This is a genomic window from Maribacter sp. ACAM166 (assembly GCF_005771495.1).
In the GTDB taxonomy this organism is placed as follows: Bacteria; Bacteroidota; Bacteroidia; order Flavobacteriales; family Flavobacteriaceae; genus Maribacter.
In genome coordinates this window covers 59,709-77,479 of sequence record NZ_VAUW01000001.1, presented here as the reverse complement: position 1 = coordinate 77,479, position 17,771 = coordinate 59,709, and the positions used below count along the sequence as shown (strand labels likewise).

16 protein-coding genes are annotated in these 17,771 nt (G+C 36.3%); 7 read left to right on the top strand and 9 right to left on the bottom strand.

Going from position 1 to position 17,771, the window contains the following annotated elements:
• Window positions 1-95 precede the first annotated feature (95 nt).
• The 3 genes from ES765_RS00390 to ES765_RS00380 all read right to left on the bottom strand — a co-directional run bounded on the left by ES765_RS00390 (window position 96) and on the right by ES765_RS00380 (window position 3,553).
• A complete protein-coding gene (locus ES765_RS00390; RefSeq protein WP_138110548.1) occupies window positions 96-791 on the bottom strand; it encodes an ABC transporter ATP-binding protein in 696 nt (231 codons plus the stop codon).
• A 64-nt stretch (window positions 792-855) separates the two neighbouring features.
• Window positions 856-2,106 carry an efflux RND transporter periplasmic adaptor subunit gene (locus ES765_RS00385; protein ID WP_138110547.1) on the bottom strand — a complete coding sequence of 417 codons (1,251 nt, stop codon included), beginning with the start codon at window positions 2,104-2,106 and terminating at the stop codon, window positions 856-858.
• A 100-nt stretch (window positions 2,107-2,206) separates the two neighbouring features.
• The gene (locus ES765_RS00380) at window positions 2,207-3,553 is read right to left on the bottom strand and encodes a TolC family protein (RefSeq protein WP_138110546.1); all 1,347 of its coding nucleotides are present in this window, start codon (window positions 3,551-3,553) and stop codon (window positions 2,207-2,209) included.
• 204 nt (window positions 3,554-3,757) lie between these two features.
• Here ES765_RS00380 and ES765_RS00375 point away from each other — a divergent pair, with 204 nt between their 5' ends.
• Together ES765_RS00375 and ES765_RS00370 are read left to right on the top strand one after the other, a co-directional pair.
• Complete coding sequence (locus ES765_RS00375; protein ID WP_138110545.1) at window positions 3,758-5,122, top strand: sigma-54-dependent transcriptional regulator; 1,365 nt, start codon at window positions 3,758-3,760, stop codon at window positions 5,120-5,122.
• Window positions 5,122-6,468, top strand: a complete 1,347-nt coding sequence (locus tag ES765_RS00370) for a sensor histidine kinase (RefSeq protein ID WP_138110544.1) — start codon at window positions 5,122-5,124, stop codon at window positions 6,466-6,468. The genes ES765_RS00375 and ES765_RS00370 overlap by 1 nt, the downstream gene beginning before the upstream one ends.
• A gap of 3 nt (window positions 6,469-6,471) precedes the next feature.
• Here the strand turns inward: ES765_RS00370 and ES765_RS00365 are convergent, their stop codons facing one another.
• The 5 genes from ES765_RS00365 to ES765_RS00345 form a co-directional block, all read right to left on the bottom strand.
• Complete coding sequence (locus tag ES765_RS00365) at window positions 6,472-6,816, bottom strand: MGMT family protein (protein WP_138110543.1); 345 nt, start codon at window positions 6,814-6,816, stop codon at window positions 6,472-6,474.
• A gap of 13 nt (window positions 6,817-6,829) precedes the next feature.
• Window positions 6,830-7,456 carry a LysE family transporter gene (locus tag ES765_RS00360; protein ID WP_138110542.1) on the bottom strand — a complete coding sequence of 209 codons (627 nt, stop codon included), beginning with the start codon at window positions 7,454-7,456 and terminating at the stop codon, window positions 6,830-6,832.
• A 4-nt stretch (window positions 7,457-7,460) separates the two neighbouring features.
• Window positions 7,461-8,129 carry a tRNA (guanosine(46)-N7)-methyltransferase TrmB gene (gene trmB, locus ES765_RS00355; protein WP_138110541.1) on the bottom strand — a complete coding sequence of 223 codons (669 nt, stop codon included), beginning with the start codon at window positions 8,127-8,129 and terminating at the stop codon, window positions 7,461-7,463.
• Window positions 8,130-8,199: 70 nt separating this feature from the next.
• Complete coding sequence (locus ES765_RS00350) at window positions 8,200-9,141, bottom strand: sensor histidine kinase (RefSeq protein WP_410504233.1); 942 nt, start codon at window positions 9,139-9,141, stop codon at window positions 8,200-8,202.
• Window positions 9,142-9,252: 111 nt separating this feature from the next.
• Entirely contained in the window at window positions 9,253-9,939 is a 687-nt protein-coding gene (locus ES765_RS00345; RefSeq protein WP_138110539.1) for a response regulator transcription factor, read from the bottom strand.
• Between the two features lie 182 nt (window positions 9,940-10,121).
• On the opposite strand from ES765_RS00345, the gene ES765_RS00340 reads away from it, so the two are divergent.
• The 5 genes from ES765_RS00340 (at window position 10,122) to ES765_RS00320 (ending at window position 17,275) form a co-directional block, all read left to right on the top strand.
• Entirely contained in the window at window positions 10,122-12,968 is a 2,847-nt protein-coding gene (locus tag ES765_RS00340; RefSeq protein WP_138110538.1) for a TonB-dependent receptor, read from the top strand.
• Window positions 12,969-13,031: 63 nt separating this feature from the next.
• Entirely contained in the window at window positions 13,032-15,260 is a 2,229-nt protein-coding gene (locus ES765_RS21985; protein WP_212744191.1) for a hypothetical protein, read from the top strand.
• A 149-nt stretch (window positions 15,261-15,409) separates the two neighbouring features.
• Window positions 15,410-15,718, top strand: a complete 309-nt coding sequence (locus ES765_RS00330) for a T9SS type A sorting domain-containing protein (RefSeq protein WP_138110537.1) — start codon at window positions 15,410-15,412, stop codon at window positions 15,716-15,718.
• 179 nt (window positions 15,719-15,897) lie between these two features.
• The gene (locus ES765_RS00325) at window positions 15,898-16,221 is read left to right on the top strand and encodes a T9SS type A sorting domain-containing protein (protein ID WP_138110536.1); all 324 of its coding nucleotides are present in this window, start codon (window positions 15,898-15,900) and stop codon (window positions 16,219-16,221) included.
• 76 nt (window positions 16,222-16,297) lie between these two features.
• Window positions 16,298-17,275 carry an acyl transferase gene (locus ES765_RS00320; RefSeq protein ID WP_138110535.1) on the top strand — a complete coding sequence of 326 codons (978 nt, stop codon included), beginning with the start codon at window positions 16,298-16,300 and terminating at the stop codon, window positions 17,273-17,275.
• A gap of 149 nt (window positions 17,276-17,424) precedes the next feature.
• On the opposite strand, the gene ES765_RS00315 is transcribed toward ES765_RS00320, so the two are convergent.
• On the bottom strand, window positions 17,425-17,763 hold the full coding sequence (locus ES765_RS00315) for a hypothetical protein (RefSeq protein ID WP_138110534.1): 339 nt from the start codon (window positions 17,761-17,763) through the stop codon (window positions 17,425-17,427).
• Window positions 17,764-17,771: the final 8 nt, after the last annotated feature.

Below are 17,771 nucleotides of genomic sequence, written 5' to 3'. Positions count from 1 at the left end.
AGGGATACATTTGGTTGGCTGGTTCTTCGACTTCACTTCGGCTACGCTCAGTGGTTGCGCTCAGTACAAGTTTTATTGATGAATAAACTCTCTTATTATATCATTGCGCCTATAGCCCTATTCTGACTTTCAGTTACAATTTGACCATCGAATAGGTTGACTATTCTATGGGCAAAATGAGAATCATGGTCTGAGTGGGTAACCATTACTATTGTGGTTCCTTCTTGATTTAATTCTGTTAATAGATTCATGACCTCCAATCCATTCTTAGAATCTAGATTACCTGTAGGCTCATCGGCCAATATCAGTTTTGGGTTAGTTACCACCGCTCTTGAAATAGCAACACGTTGCTGTTGACCACCCGACAATTGCTGCGGAAAATGCTTTTCTCGATGGGCAATCTTCATACGCTCCAAAACCTTCATTACTTTCTCTTTACGTTCTGCTTTCCCCATTTTCAAATAGATTAAAGGCAGTTCTACATTTTCATAAACAGTAAGTTCATCTATTAGATTAAAACTTTGAAATACGAACCCCAGATTTCCTTTTCGTAATTGTGTACGTTGACTTTCTTTTAAGCCACCAACCTCGTTACCGGCAAAATTGTAACTACCATCAGTAGGGTTATCCAACATGCCTATTATATTTAGAAGCGTAGATTTACCGCAACCAGAAGGCCCCATAATAGCAACAAACTCACCATCCTCAACTTTAAGATTGACGTTGTTCAAAGCCAAAGTTTCTACTTCTTCTGTTTTAAAGCTCTTTTTTAGATTCGTAATGGTTATCATTTTTAATTGATTTTAATTGTTATGTAAAAGACAGCTCTGCACTGCTCGATGTGACAGTTTGATTCTATTTTAATACTATTCTTTCGGCCTCTCCGAAATTATCATAGTTACTTGTAATTACTTTTTCCCCTGCTTCTAAACCTTCCAATACTTCGTAAAATCTAGAGTTCTGTTTTCCTATTCGAATGTTTCTTTTGATAGCCTCATCGCCATTTGGTCCTACTACAAAAATCCATTGACCACCGGTACTTTGAAAAAAGCTCCCTTTTGGTAATAAAAGGGCATCGTTAGATTCTCCCAACTGTAATTTGATGTTATAACTCTGCCCGGTTCTAATAGTTTCAGGTTTATATTTTGTAAAGACTAATTCTACCTCAAACTTTCCGTTATTCACTTGGGGAAAAACTTTTCGCAATCGAAGTGGATATTCTTTACCGTTTCGATCTAAAAGTGCAGTCAAATCTTTTACGACCCGGTCAAGATAGTGTTCGTCTATGTTCGCTTTTATTTTGAAATCGGTTAATACATTGATTTCTCCGATACGTTGGCCTTGTGTAATACTTTGTCCAATTTCGGCATCTAAAAACCCTAATTGGCCATCTGCTGGCGCGCGGACGTTTAGGTGGTCCAAACGTTGGTAGACCATACCAAGTGTTTCTTGCATACGATTTAAATCTGTTTCCAGTACCGGCAATGATGTTTCTCTTAACTCATTATCGTTCTCTGTCTGTACTTTTACAATTTCATATTGTTTTTGCGATAGTTCAAAGTTTTCCTTTGATATCTGATATACTTCCTTCGAAATCAATTCTTCTTTGAACAGAGCCTGGTTCTGTTCAAAATTTCTTTTTAACCTTTGAAGTTCGGTGCTGGCCGTTGCCAAAGATTTTCTGCCTTCTACCTGTCTTGAATCAAAATTCAATTTAGTTTGTCGCAAATCGTTCTGTTTTAATGCCAATCCACTTTCACTCTGTAATATCTGCTCATAGAGATTAATATTATCCAATTTCAGAATAATCTCACCCTTTTTGACCATTGCACCCTCTTCCATTAATTTTTCCTCTACACGTCCACCTTCGTAAGCATCCATATAAATTGTGGCTATAGGAGCTACATTACCATTAATGGTAATGTAATCATCGAATTTGCCAGCTGTCACATCTGCTATTGATAGCTTGTCCTTTTCCGTTCTAAAGGTTGAAACCGAGCTTGCAAACAGAAGTTTATATCCCACAAATAGAATCAATAAACCTATTGCGATGTACCCATAATGCTTGGGCTTTAATCCTTTTTTCTTTTCTAATTTTATATCCATTATTTAGTTGTTCGTTGTTCTATTATTAAAAGCCAGACGAAGTGATTTATAAACAGTTTGCTTCGTACTTAGCAAAGACATCATATTTCCTTTTTTTTAATTAGTTTATATTAAATACTGGTAAACCCCTGTAAAAATCTAACGTACTTTTATTTATTTCTGAGCGAAGCTTTACCTGTAAATTTTCATTTTGTGCACTTGCAAACAAATTCTTTGCGGTGAATAACTCCAATGCATTTATCATCCCTTTTTCATATCTTTTTTGTGCAATGGTGAACGCAAGGTTTTGCGCTTCCATTTTTTGATTGCTCTGTACCAGTTCAACCAGTAATGAATTATATTCTTGAACTAATTTCTGAATTGCCTGAAAAAGCTCCTGTTCTTGGGTCTTCAAATTATTCTCTACCCTAAGTCGTTCTATTTTTGATTGTTTCACTCTAGACCTTGCAGACCAACCATTGCTTATAGGGACATTTAGATTCACACCTATATATTGTGATGTATTATCTCTAAACTGCTCTCTAAAGGGTAATGTATTCCCTAATGTATCTCGTGTAGTTTCAAAATAGCCTGTACCCACACCAGCAAATAGTGAAAGTGATGGATAGAGTCTTCCTCTTGATATCGCTACTTGCTTTTTAGCGGCTTTTGCCCTCATTTCTTGTGCCTTAATTAAAGGTAAAAACTCCCTAGCCTCAATGTAAATAGAATCTGATTTTAGTTCCTCATCCTTTAACACATCAGTCATAGTATCGAAATCTTCTTGAATTAAAATATCTGAAACATTTTCCAAATTCATCTCTTGAATAAGTGCAAGCTTGGCACCAGCTAATTGATTATTACTTTGTGTCACATTCAACTTATCGGTCAATAATAACGATTCCGCTTCGTACAAATCGGCACCGGCTTTTAGCCCTAATTCTATTTGCTTCTCTACCAAATCATAATTGGATTGGGAAACGGTTAACTGCTCTTTCGATATAGCGACCAGCCCTTCAAAGAACTGAATATCATAAAAAGCCTGCATAACCCTAAAGGCCAATAAATATTTTTGCTGCAATACTTCTTCTTGCGTTGCCTTAAATAAAAACTTTGACGCTTTGATGGAATTGATTTTCTGAAATCCTTGAAACAAATCAATCGACGATTCTAAAGAATAATTATTAGAGTAAAAATCTTGATTAACGAATGTTCCCGTATTCGGATCTTCTGCTCTACCAAAACTGACATTATAATTAGTACTGGCATTAACTGATGGTAATAAATTACGGATTGATTGTCTGTACGTCTCCCTGTTAGATTCGTTGTTATATTCAAAGTCATTGATTTGTAAATTATGCTCTAATGCAAAGGACACACATTCATCTAACGTCCATGTTTCTTGAGAAAAGATGGAACTCCACATGGAGAAGAGTAAAATGGTTGTTATTTTAATTTTTTGATTCATTTCTATAATGGTATGCAATACACATTACTATATATGTGCCAAGATTCTAATTCGTTGCTTATCAGCTTCTTATATATTTCATATTAATTCAAATTTAGATAGACTGTAAAAATGTTGTACAGATAATGTAAAATATTTTGACACTTTGTGAAATTCATACGCTTCTATATGTAGCTTTATGTAGAAGTAAACTTTATATCGCCAATGATTGATGCCAATATACTTGTAGTCGATGACACTAAAAGCGTTCTGAGCGCTTTAGAAATACTATTACAATTTGAATATAAGAGTGTACAAACTATTTCCAATCCTAATCTACTCTCATCATTCCCTAATCTTGTAGAAATAGATATCATTTTATTGGACATGAATTTTTCAGCTGGGGTCAATACTGGTAATGAAGGTCTCTACTGGCTGCGTGAAATAAAAAAGAAAGCACCGCATATTTCAGTCATTATGATGACCGCTTATGGTGCCATTGAACTTGCAGTAGAAGCATTAAAAGAAGGTGCATCAGATTTTGTTTTGAAACCATGGAACAATGAACGGTTATTAACCACAGTTAAATCGGCATACGAACTAAGAAAATCACAGAAAGAGGTTTTACAGCTGCGACAAAAAGAAAGCAATCTAAAACAGGTGATTAATCAGAATAAAAATTATATCATAGGGAATTCAAAAGCGCTAAATAATGTTCTTAGCCTTGTTCAGAAAGTAGCCAAAACAGATGTCAATATTTTAGTCACTGGTGAGAATGGTACCGGAAAAGAATTGATTGCCAGAGAACTGCATAAATCTTCTGCCAGAAATAATGAAGTCTTTATTACTGTAGATATGGGTTCTATTTCAGAAAATTTATTTGAGAGTGAACTTTTCGGACACGTAAAGGGTTCTTTTACGGATGCAAAAGATGATCGTGCCGGTAAATTCGAAGCGGCAAACGGCGGCACTTTGTTTTTAGATGAGATAGGAAACCTTTCTTTACAAATGCAGGCCAAACTATTGTCTGTCATTCAAAATAGGGTTGTGGTAAGAGTAGGGTCCAACAAACCAATCCCTGTAGATATTCGTTTAATCTGTGCCACCAATTGTAACTTAGACCAAATGGTAACAGACGGTCTTTTTAGAGAGGATCTTTTATACCGTATCAATACGATACAAATAGAAGTACCCGCACTAAGAGACCGTGAAGGAGATATTTTGATTTTATCCGATTTCTTTTTGAAAAAATTTGCAAATAAATATGTTAAACCGAGCATAAAAATAAATCAAACTGCCCAAGAAAAGCTGATGGACTATGCCTGGCCTGGCAATGTGAGGGAGTTGCTGCATACGATGGAACGCGCGGTAATTCTATCTGAAGGAAACGTACTAAAACCTATAGATTTTCTTTTGGAAACAAAAACGACAGTCTCTTCAGAGAATGGTCCGAAAACCATAGAAGAGATGGAATTGAGAATGATAAACAAGGCATTAGATGAGCATGAAGGTAATTACAGCGCAGCCGCCGACCAATTGGGAATCTCTCGACAGACGCTTTATAACAAACTAAAAAAATCAGGTAAATAATGGTCAGCAAAAGTATTTACTACCAACTGATTTTTAGAATCATTCTTATTGCAGCTTCGGCCTTTTTGCTTGCTTTTCTCTTTTTTAGAGCGCACTATCTCATTTGCAGCCTTCTTTGTATGGTCTTCATTTGGCAGGCCTACAGTTTGATTCGTTATGTAAACCAGACCAATAGGAAAATTGCGTATTTCTTTGATGCCATAAAAAATGAGGATTTCACCTTACGGTTTCCTGAAAAATTGAGCGTTAAATCGTTGGAGGAGCTTAACCATAGCTTGAATATGCTGAATATTATGATTCAAGATATTCATTTAAAAAAACAAGCCCAAGAACAGTACTATCAAGAAATTCTACGACAGGCAGATATTGGTATTTTTACTATTAATGTTAAAGGCCACATATTATACGCGAACCCCACAGTGCAAAATCTATTAAACTATAGACCACTCAACCATGTAAAACAGCTCAAGCAAATCGACCCTACTCTTTATGGCTTATTTGAAGCCTTAGAGCCCTTTGAAAGCACTTTATATTCTTTAGGCAATGAGCGAGGAAAAAAAGAACTGACACTAAAGTGTACCCCAATTACGATTGAAGGAAAAAAACTCTTGCTCGTAATCATCCATGATATTCAAAAGGAATTGGATGACAAGGAAACTGATTCTTGGGTGAAACTGATACGGGTACTAACACATGAGATTATGAATACCATCACCCCAATTACCTCCATCTCAGAATCTATTCTAAAGTATTTTAAAAAAGGTAAGGAATTAGCTACAGCAGAAGAGTTTGGGGAAATTCAAATAAAGAATACCGCAAAAGGGTTGGAAGTTATCAAAGAACAGGGAAATGATTTAATGAGTTTTGTACAGTCGTACCGAACATTTTTAAGCGTTCCCGAACCCGATAGGGAACTTATTCCAGCAAAAAAGATTTTAGAAAAAGTGAGATTGCTTTTACAGGAATATACAAGTGCCCATGATATAACCTTGGATGTGAATTGTGATCCTGAAAATTTAGAGCTCTATATTGATGAAAAACAGCTCACCCAAATACTACTTAATTTGGGGAAAAATGCGCAACAGGCAATAGATGGTCAAGAAAACGGCCGCATTGTCATACATGCAGGAATTGCCGAGCAGGGCAAAAAATTTATAACCGTAAAAGATAATGGACCCGGGATTTCTCCTGAACTTATTGATGAAATTTTTGTCCCCTTCTTTACCACCAAAAACACAGGTACAGGAATTGGCTTAAGTCTTTCAAAGCAAATCATGCGATTGCATGGTGGTAGTATTCGTGTAATCTCTAACGGGAATACTACCTTTACCCTAACATTCGAATAAATATTAAATATCTACCTGAAGCTCCTTAAAAGGGTCCCAGAAATAGGTGTCAAGATTCACAATTTGAAGATCTATAATTTCAATACCTTCTCCTTCCAACAATTGTTGCATTAGGTTAGTTCCGTCAAAATGATGTTTCCCTGTTAACAGTCCGGCTTTATTTACGACCCTATGGGCTGGAATATCTTCCATTGTATGCGAAGCATTCATTGCCCAACCAACCATTCTAGCACTTCGGGCGGCACCTAAATATTTGGCAATAGCCCCATAAGAAGTTACTCGGCCTTCAGGAATCAATCTGGCCACCTGATACACCCTTTCAAAGAAATTTTCATTTTCAGGTTTCATAGGCATGCTAACTTTAATTAAATAATCTAACGCATGTAATAATAAATAGAAGCACCATTAAAGCACTTAAAATATAATTACTGTTTTTGGAGAATGCATTTGTTTTATGCTCCATTCTATCAAAATAGAAAACGTAGAGATACATGGCTAAGAACGTTCCACTACCCGTCGCAATTATGAATATAATTTCGTCGACAATGTTATAACTCATGAACCCTTGCGCTTGAAATATAGTATTCAAGCCGCTGTAATAAGGTATCGCCAGCAGATTAATTAAAGCTAAAAACACCCCTTTAGAGAAGCTATTACGTTTCTTTGCTTCTACAACTACAAAAGGCTCTCTATGTTGTTTTTTTGCTTTAACAAAAAAATAAATTGCCAACACAAAAAACAGTACTAAGGCTATTTGCATTAGTACTTCTATAACATGTTGATTTCTAGAAATATATTTAGCAATACGAACAGCAAGATATGTTTGAAGCATTACTGCAACCGACACGCCTAAACCGAAAATAACTCCATTAGATTTCCCCTTCTCGACACCGGTTTTAGCCGCATTCAAATTTAGTAGACCCGGTGGCAATGATGCTATAAAGGCAGCAGCAGAGGTGAATACAAATAAAGTTACTAATTGTTGCATAGAATCAGTTTACCCTGAACCTAATAAAGGTAATTGGTTTTCCTTTTTCAAGATACTGATTTTCATAGAAAGTCTGAATTTCAATTACTTCTTGCGGACTGCCTTCATTTTTATAAACATCGTGATTGGCGTAAAGCACCTCTAATCCAAGCCCATGAAGCAACCCTAATGTATACCCATGCATGAATTCACTATCCGTTTTTAGATTCACAGTACCGGTAGGTGTCAAAATCTGTTTGTATCGCTTTAAAAACTCACTGTTCGTCATGCGATGCTTGGTACGCTTATACTTGATTTGAGGATCAGGAAAAGTAATCCATATTTCAGTTACTTCTTCTTCTCCAAAAACTAGATCTACCAATTCTATTTGAGTACGTACAAAGGTTACATTGGTCAAACCTTCTTCAATAGCGGTTTTGGCACCTTTCCAAAAACGTGCCCCTTTGATATCGATACCAATAAAATTTTTGTTTGGAAATCTTTTTGCTAAGCCGACGGTATATTCCCCTTTTCCACAACCCAGTTCCAACACAATGGGGTTGTCATTCTTAAAATGGGTATTCCATTTTCCCTTAAGTGAAAATCCGCTTACTATTTCTTCCCTAGTAGGTTGAATTACATTTGGAAAAGTCTCGTTTTCCTGAAATCGTTTTAATTTATTTTTACTTCCCACAATTATTAATTCTAAACTGTGACAAATCTAAGAAAAAAGAGAGGGTTAAAGATTATTGCTTGTCCACTAATTAGATAGAACTTTTTTCAAGGGTAAATGAAAATTCAGACCCTACCTCAACGGCACTTTCAATATAGATTTTTTCACCGTGAGCCTCAATTACATGCTTAACGATAGCCAACCCTAATCCAGAGCCGCCTTCGCGTCTACTACCACTTTGGTCAACCCTGTAAAAACGTTCGAAAAGTCTTGGTATGTAGGCTGCTGGTATGCCTTCGCCATTATCCGTTACCCTTACAATAACCTTATTTTTAACCAAATTTTCAACACTCACCTCTGTAGTACCATTGTCATTTCCATATTTAATCGAGTTCACTAACAAATTTGTGAGCACCTGTTGAATCTTCTCCTTATCTGCAAACACCATAATCGGTTTAGCATATACAATATCAAATGTAAGCGTGATATTCTTTTTGTCTGCTTTCATTTCCAATAAATCAAAGACATTTCGAATTAGTTCAACGACATTAAAAGATTTCTTCTCGAGGTTAAGGTCACCTACTTCTAATTTGGTAATGAGATCAAGGTCTTTTACGATATAAATTAAACGGTCAACCGCTTTATTTGCACGAATGATGTATTTCTTTCTTACGTTTTTATCATCGATGGCACCATCTAATAACGTTTCTAAATAACCTTGAACTGTAAACAGTGGAGTTTTAAGTTCATGTGAAACATTCCCTAAAAAATCCTTTCGGTATTCTTCCCGAATTTTTAAAGTGTCTATTTCTATTTTCTTATCCTTCGCAAACTTTTCAATTTCTGCCGTCAAAGTTTGCATATCAGTAGTTACGGGATAAGATGGTATAGTGGAAGATTCCAACAACGCTACGTCATCATAGATTTTTTTTATCTTTTTGTAAATGAATTTATCTATTCGAAGTTGTAGCGTAACAAATGAAGTTGCAAAGAAAATAATTCCGACCAAAATCAATACCACCCAATTTAGCATATTGAAGGACCAGAACAATAAAACCAAAAAAATTATGGCTATTATGGCGATATATATTGAAGAGCGAAATGCAAAACGGTACGATTTTTTAGAGCGTAGATGAGCTGCCATTTATAGTACGAACTTATAACCTACTCCCTTTACCGTTTTAAAATGGTCCTCACCAATCTTTTCGCGAAGTTTTCTAATATGAACATCAATAGTACGGCCGCCAACAACAACTTCATTACCCCAAACTCTATCAAGAATTACATCTCTTTTGAAAACCTTACTAGGCTTAGAGGTCAGAAGTGCAAGAAGTTCAAATTCTTTTCTGGGTAAAATAATCTCTACCCCTTTTTTAATAATTTTGTATTCCTCTCTGTTGATTACTATATCCCCTACCTTAACAATATCTTCTTGGGTATTTTCTTCCTTTTTTAGACGTCTTAAAAGGGCATTCACTTTACTTACCAATACTTTCGGCTTTATAGGTTTGGTAATGTAATCATCTGCGCCTGCGTCAAAACCAGCCACCTGAGAATAGTCTTCTCCCCTAGCCGTTAAAAAAGTGATAATGGTATTCTCCATACCAGGAGTCTTTCTCAAAATCTCACAAGCTTCAATACCATCCATCTCGGGCATCATCACATCTAAAATAATTAAATGAGGCAATTTCTTTTTGGCCTTAGCTACACCATCAGCACCATTTTTAGCCGTAAAAACTTCGTAACCTTCCGCAGAAAGGTTATAACTAACTATCTCAAGAATATCAGGTTCATCATCTACTAAAAGTATTCTTATATCCTTTTTTTTCATGGTCTCAGTTAGTTTATTTCGCTCAAAAGTAAAGATAATACTGTTACTGAAGCGGGAGTTAACATTGATTTAATGTAGTAACAATTAGGTAACACTAAGAAAATAAAGGTTTAACATATACGTAACTCGACCTTTACAACCACTAACGTCCTTTACCGCTGATTAAAGAATCAATATATCTAATGAACAAATTATTGTTATTTACATTCCTTTTTGTCTTGGTAAATGTTACCGCTCAAGACTCTGGAAACATTGTTGGAAAATTAATTGATAAGGAAGTCAGTGATGAGCCCTTAGCATTCGCTAACATATTATTAAAAGGAACCACAAAAGGAACCACTTCAGATTTTGATGGATTATATGAAATATCAAATGTAGCACCTGGAACATATACTGTTTCGTATAGCTATTTAGGATATGAAACTGTTGAAATTCCAGCAGTAGAAGTAATAGCAGGAAAAGTAACTACCATAGATGTACCATTAAGTGCATCAGAAGGAGTTTCCTTAGATGAAGTAACCGTAACAACAATAGCACGTAAAGATTCTGAAACTGCTCTATTATTAGACCAGAAAAAGAAAGTTACTCTCGAAACTGCTATAGGGGCACAAGAACTAGCTAGAAAAGGTGCTAGTGATGCAGCTACCGCCGTAAGTAAAGTAACTGGCATTTCTAAAGAAGAAGGATCTGGCAATGTTTACGTTCGTGGACTTGGTGATAGATTTAATATCACTACCCTAAACGGGTTGCCAATACCTTCGAACAATACTTCTAAAAAGAATATTGACCTTAGTATTTTTAGCACTAGCATAATAGAATCAATAGGAATTGATAAAACTTTTAATGCCAGTAACTATGGTGATTTTGGCGGAGCCAATATCAATATATTATCAAGAGATTATAATGGTTCTGGGTTTTTCGAGCTAACTACTCAATCCGGTGCAAACACTGAGGCTATTGGTGTCGATAGCTTCTATTTGAATAATGGTCCTGATTTTTCAGGATTTTACAACGCGGCTATTCCAAACAATCCATTTTCAAATACTTTCTCAACCAGTTGGGATAGAGAACAAAGTGCTACACCTATAAACTCAAGCTTCTCATTAAAAGGCGGAGATTCCTATAACCTAGGTGAAGAAACACGATTAAACTTCTTTGCCGTGGGATCCTTTGGTAATGACAATGCTTATAGACAAGGTGTCAATAGAGGCGCACCAAATGTTGGAAACGGCTTACCAAACTCAGATTTTGAGTACGAAAGATTTAGCTATAATACCTCGACTACCTTAATGGGTAATGTAGGATTAAGATTGGGAACCAAATCTAGTTTTAAATACAATTTTTTGTTGCTTAACAATTCAAGTCAAAAGCAGGAAGAATTTAATGGTATAATTGACCGGGAAGATGATGCACCAGAAGGTGGTGGCTTTATTCAGAGATCAACTTATGATAGAACTACCCTTTATATTCATCAACTTTTGGGAGAACACAAATTTGGAGAAAACTTAGAAATCAACTGGGGAGGGGCTTATAACTATGTTAAGAATGTTATTCCAGACAGAAGACAAAACACCCTGTTACCTGTAAGAAATAATCAGCCTGATGGTCCAAAATCATTTGCTCTAGTTTCCGCAGCATCTGAAAACCACAGATTCTATCAAGAACTAGATGAAGAAGAAATTTCGGCTACTATTTCAACAATGTATAAGTTTGAAAAAAATAATGATGAGGAGTTTAATGGCAAGGTAACCCTAGGGTATAATGGTAGGTTTAAAAATGTAGATTTTGATGCTACACAATTTAATTATCAATTCTTAAAGGTTAACGAACAACCTATTGTTGACCCTAGAAATATTGATGCTTATTTTGAACAAAACCCACTAAGTTCAGGGTTATATCAAATAAGAACTTTTAGAGGCCCAGCTTCATTTGCTGACGCTATACTTCCTCAAACTTTTGGCGGAGAACAACAAATTAATGCAGGATTCATAACCCTTGAGTATAATTTCTCTCCAAAATTCACATTGTTCGCAGGAGCTCGAGGTGAACAAATTAAACAAGATATTACTTGGAACACCGTAATTCAAGGTGAGGGGAATAATAATTTGGATATTTTCGAATTCTTACCATCGTTAGCACTTAAGTACTCATTAAACGATAAGCAAAACCTTCGATTTGCGGCAAGTAGAACCTATACCTTACCACAATTTAAGGAACGTGCACCATTCCTATTTCAAGAGGAAATAAATCAAGACTCCTTTGGTAATCCAGATTTGACAAATTCCATCAATTACAACTTTGACATTCGTTGGGAGCTATTTCCTACGGCTAGTGAACTTCTTTCTTTCGGTGTATTCGGAAAACTCATTAAAGACCCAATCAATACCTTCTTGGTAGTTTCTGCAGCTAATGATTTGAGTTATGCTAATACCGGTGATAGTGCCACTGCTTTTGGTGCTGAATTAGAACTTAGATTAAATGTTATAGAAAAGGAAAAAGAAACCGAAAATGCTTTTTTAAAGGAAACATTAAGTTTTGGCGGTAACGTTTCTTACCTAAAAACAAATCAAGAATTAGATTCGCAGAAAGTTGCCGATGAAACTCGTTTATCAGCCGCATTTACAAATACTGAAGCCCCATTACAAGGTGCATCCGATGTACTTCTAAATGGTGATTTAAGCTATTACATAGAATTCGCTAAAGAAAAGAATTTTAGATCTACACTAGCTGCCAATTATTTCTCAGAACGTCTTTTCGCTTTAGGAAGCACAGGCAGAGGTCACTTAGTAGATAAGGGCTATGTAACGCTTGATTTGATTTCGAAGGCAGAATTTGGCAAACATCTTGCCGTTGGATTAAACCTTAGAAACTTATTGAATCCTCTTGTAGAAAGAGTGAATGAAAATGCCGAAGGAAAACTTGATTTAGACAACCCAGCAGTACCAGGTTTTTTAGAGGATGGACCTGTAACTGTATTATCCTATAAAAGAGGGATGGATCTATCACTATCACTCACCTATCGTTTCTAATAAAAAGAATACCTAACTATTTTAACATAGGTCTCAATTAAAAATAAATTAAAATTTGTAAACATGAAAAAAACAATTTTCTCTTTAATGCTAGGTTTATCAACCTTGGCTTTTGTAACATCATGTAGTGATGATGATACTATACCTACCAATGAAGCAACATGCTCGGATGGTATAAAAAATGGTGATGAAACAGGTATTGATTGTGGTGGATCATGTACAGCCTGTACCGTCGAATCTGTAGATTTAACTGGTGATATAACCGAAAATACAACACTTGATGCTGCAATTGCATATAATCTTACTGGTGCATATGTAGTTAAGTCCGGTTATTCTCTAACAATTCCTGCTGGTACAACAATTAAAGCTGCAGGTGGTACTGCCGCATTTATTGGCGTTGAAAGAGGTGCTCAAATATTCATCAACGGTACGGCTGCCGCTCCAGTTATTCTGACTTCTGGAGCTACAAATGCTGCTGCTGGTGATTGGGGTGGTTTAGTTATTGCTGGTGATGCACCAACGAATAAAGGTGTAGATGTAACCACAGAAGTGGGTGACCTAACCTACGGAGGTTCAAACTCTTCAGATAATTCAGGAGAAATTACTTACTTAAGAGTAGAATATACAGGCGCTACATTTTCTAATGATAAAGAATTTAACGGAGTTTCTTTATTTGGTGTAGGTTCAGGTACTACATTCGAGTATGTTCAATCTTTTAATGGAGGTGATGACGGAATTGAATTCTTCGGTGGTTCTGTAACAGGAAACAACTTAGTTTCCATAGGAAGTGGTGACGATTCAATTGACTTTGCCGATGGATGGATAGGTAGTGGCTCTAACTGGTATATTGCTGGTGGTGCTAAAGCTGGAATCGAAGGTTCAAATAACGGAGATGATGGAAACGCTACTCCTGTAACAACAACAACGCTAAGTAACATTACCGTAGTAGGTCCTGTAAGCGAAGGAGCGTTATACTTCAAAGAAGGTGGTGGAAACTTTACAATTGAAAATTTCTATATAAGTGGTGCAGATTTAGGTATTAAAGTTAAGGATACTGACATCGAAGCAAACGCTAGAATAGATGCTGATAATCTAGCAATTTCAAATATTCAATTTGCTGATACTCCTGCTGAATTTACTGCAACTGATTATATCGGCACCAATTTAGACTTCTTTGTTGAAGGTTTAGCAACTGGCGCTGGTAACGGTGCGGCCGCTCCTGACTGGGCAGCTGGCTGGACAACTGGATTAAGCAATAGTGCTGCTTCAACCCAACAAAATTTAGCGGGTGAAGTTACAGGTGATGTTTCTTTAGATGCTAGTATTGAATACATTCTTACAAATGGTTTTGTAGTAAAAACTGGTGGATCATTAACTATCCCTGCTGGTACTCTAATTAAGGCGACAGGTGGCACAGCCGCTTTCGTAGGTGTTGAAAGAGGAGCTCAGATTTTTATAAACGGCACAGCTACTGCTCCTGTTATAATGACATCTGGTTCAGATACACCAGCAGCTGGCGATTGGGGCGGTTTGGTAATTGCTGGTAATGCAGCTACTAACAAAGGTGTTGACGTTACTACCGAGGTTGGTGATTTAACTTACGGCGGAACCGAAAATGATGACGATTCTGGTGATATCACCTATTTAAGAGTTGAGTATACTGGTGCTACTTTTTCTAATGACAAAGAGTTTAACGGTGTCTCTTTATTTGGAGTTGGTTCAGGCACAAAATTCGAAAACGTACAATCTTATATGGGAGGTGATGACGGAATCGAATTCTTCGGTGGAGCTGTTGATGGAGTTAATCTAGTATCAATAGGAAGTGGTGACGATTCAATTGACTTTGCTGATGGATGGACAGGTAATGGTACTAACTGGTACATAAAAGGCGGTGCTAAAGCTGGAATAGAAGGTTCAAACAATGGTGATGATGGCGATGCCTCTCCAGTAACAACAACTACTTTAACTAACATAACTGTAGTAGGTCCTGTATCTGAGGGTGCACTTTATTTCAAAGAAGGTGGTGGTTCTTTTACCATTACTAATTTCTACACTTCAGGTGTTGATCTAGGTGTTAAGGTAAAAGATACTGATACAGAAGCAGGCGTTCGTATTGAAGCCGATGCTCTAACAATTAATCCGATTCAATTTGATACTCCTGCACCTGAATTTATTCAAACTGATTATACAGGTGCTAATACTACATTTATCACTACTGGTGATAACACTGGAGCAGGCGCAGGCGCTAGCGAACCAACATGGGCAGCTGGTTGGACAACTGGAATTAACTAATAATAAGCACCTAAGTTTAAGAAAGAGCCCGCAAATTGTGGGCTTTTTTGCGTTTCATCGAAAAAATGCAAAATAATAGGTCTACCACCTTGACTTTCAGTAATCAATATTCATATATTTGTGGTATACAATTTGTATGGTAGTAGCGTATGAAGCACCTTTACTTAATCATCTTTTTTCTTTTTATCTCCTTCAGCTATGGACAAAGCACCAGAAGCGATGGAGATATCGATGGTTTTAGTATGTACCCGAATCCGGTTACTACTGGCAAAGTTTATATTTCCACAAACCTCAATGCACCTAAAGAAATCTTTATTTACGATGTCTTTGGCACCTTATTGCTAAAAACAACAATACTAGGTAAAGAATTAAATCTTTCAGATTTAGATGCAGGTGTGTACGTTTTACGTGTCTTTGAAAAAAATAAGCTAGCTACTCGAAAATTAATTGTAAAGTAGTATATTTCCCTTTAACGTTATCAAGTAACTTCTTAATGCTTATCGGCAAAATGCATATATTTCCGACGAATTACATCACGTATATTGTTGACCTACAAAATCTTAGCTTTCACAACATTTTTAATCCCCTAGTATAGCTTATAAGTACCTTTATACCGTTGACCCCAAATCAATTAAACATGAAGAAAATCTACTTTCTACTATTTATGGTAGTTCACGTTGGTGTTTATGCTCAGGATACCATAGATTTCAATAACCTACGAAATGATGAAATCGCCGGTTTTAAACTCTATCCAAACCCTGTTCTTGCAGATGTAGTCTATGTTTCTACAGAAAAGAACAATCTAAAGGATGTTAGAGTTTACGATGTTTTTGGAGAATTAGTGCTAACCGACAGGTTATCCACCAAAGCAATGAATATTTCACGACTATCCCCTGGGGTTTATGTGATTCAGGTCACTGAGAATAAAAAATCAATTACCCGTAAACTGGTGGTTAAATAATACCGCTTACTTAATTTGACAACAAAACCATTAAAATACTTTGGTTCAGTATCTTTGTTTCAACGGGAAATAATTCATGAAGCAAAATGCTATTTTCAATATACGCACCGAAGAGGAGTTTTTAACCCAGGCACTGCATACTTTTCAGTTTCAATACAGAAACAACCCAGTATATCATTCATTTTGCTCTCATTTAAACGTGCACCCTGGTATAGTTACATCAGTAGATCAAATTCCATTTTTACCCATCGAATTTTTTAAGTCAAAAAGTGTTGTAAGTTCTAACAATCCTGCAGAAATAATTTTCACTAGCAGTGGCACCACAGGAAGTGAAACCAGCAAGCACTCCGTCACAGCACTCGAACTGTATCACGAGAGTTATTTGAAAGCTTTCAAAGCATTTTATGGTACTGTAGAAGACTATTGCATTTTAGCACTACTGCCCTCCTATTTGGAACGTACAGGATCTTCCCTTATTTATATGGTTGAAGATTTGATAGCCAAATCCAAGCATCCTAAAAGTGGTTTCTTTTTAAATGAATATGACCAGTTATACCAGCATATACTAGAACTTCAAAAAACGAATACTAAACTATTAATTATAGGAGTTTCCTTTGCGCTATTAGAGTTTACTGAAAACTATCAGCTATTACTACCAAATACCATAATAATGGAAACTGGAGGCATGAAAGGCCGCCGCAAGGAACTCGTACGGCAAGAATTGCATCAACTACTCTCAAAAGGCTTTGGAGTGAATGAAATTCATTCTGAATACGGAATGACAGAATTATTATCACAAGCATATTCTAAAGGTCATGGTGTGTTTAATTGCCCACCTTGGATGAAGGTGTTAGTCCGGGATACAGAAGACCCTTTAACCTATCAGAAAATAGGTAAAACAGGTGGTATAAATGTCATTGACCTTGCCAATGTCAATTCCTGCTCCTTCATTGCAACACAAGATCTAGGCAAGGTACATAAAGATGGTTCGTTTGAAGTTATTGGCAGATTTGACAATTCTGATATTAGAGGATGTAATTTAATGCTGCTTTAGTTTTTATTACGTGCATAATCTAACCCTGGCCCATCACAAGCCATCCACATATTAGTAATTCTATTTGAAGTCCTGTATATTATAAGTTCATTGTTATCACCTGTACAATTCCCTACTAACTCTTTACCGGTTTCATAGGTTAGTTCCAATTAATGCTCGGTATCATATTCTATTACCTCAAAAGTGCCGTTGCACTCTGTAACAACTTCATCCCTAATTCTTGATTTAATGAACGTGCCATTTGGTGTAAATAGATAGGATTCTTGACAGTCCATCTCGTCACCTGTACTTTCAGAACCTACAAAACTACCTGTCATTTTTATCAATCCCCATTTTTGCTCAGCATAGACAAACTCGGTAGATTCCAATCCGAAATCATCAGGATAAGAACATGAAAGTATGGTAACTATTAATAAGGCAAAAGCAGCAATTTTTCTCACAACGTCAATACGTAATGAGAAGATGTAATCCAACAAAAAACGTTGCATGTAATGGT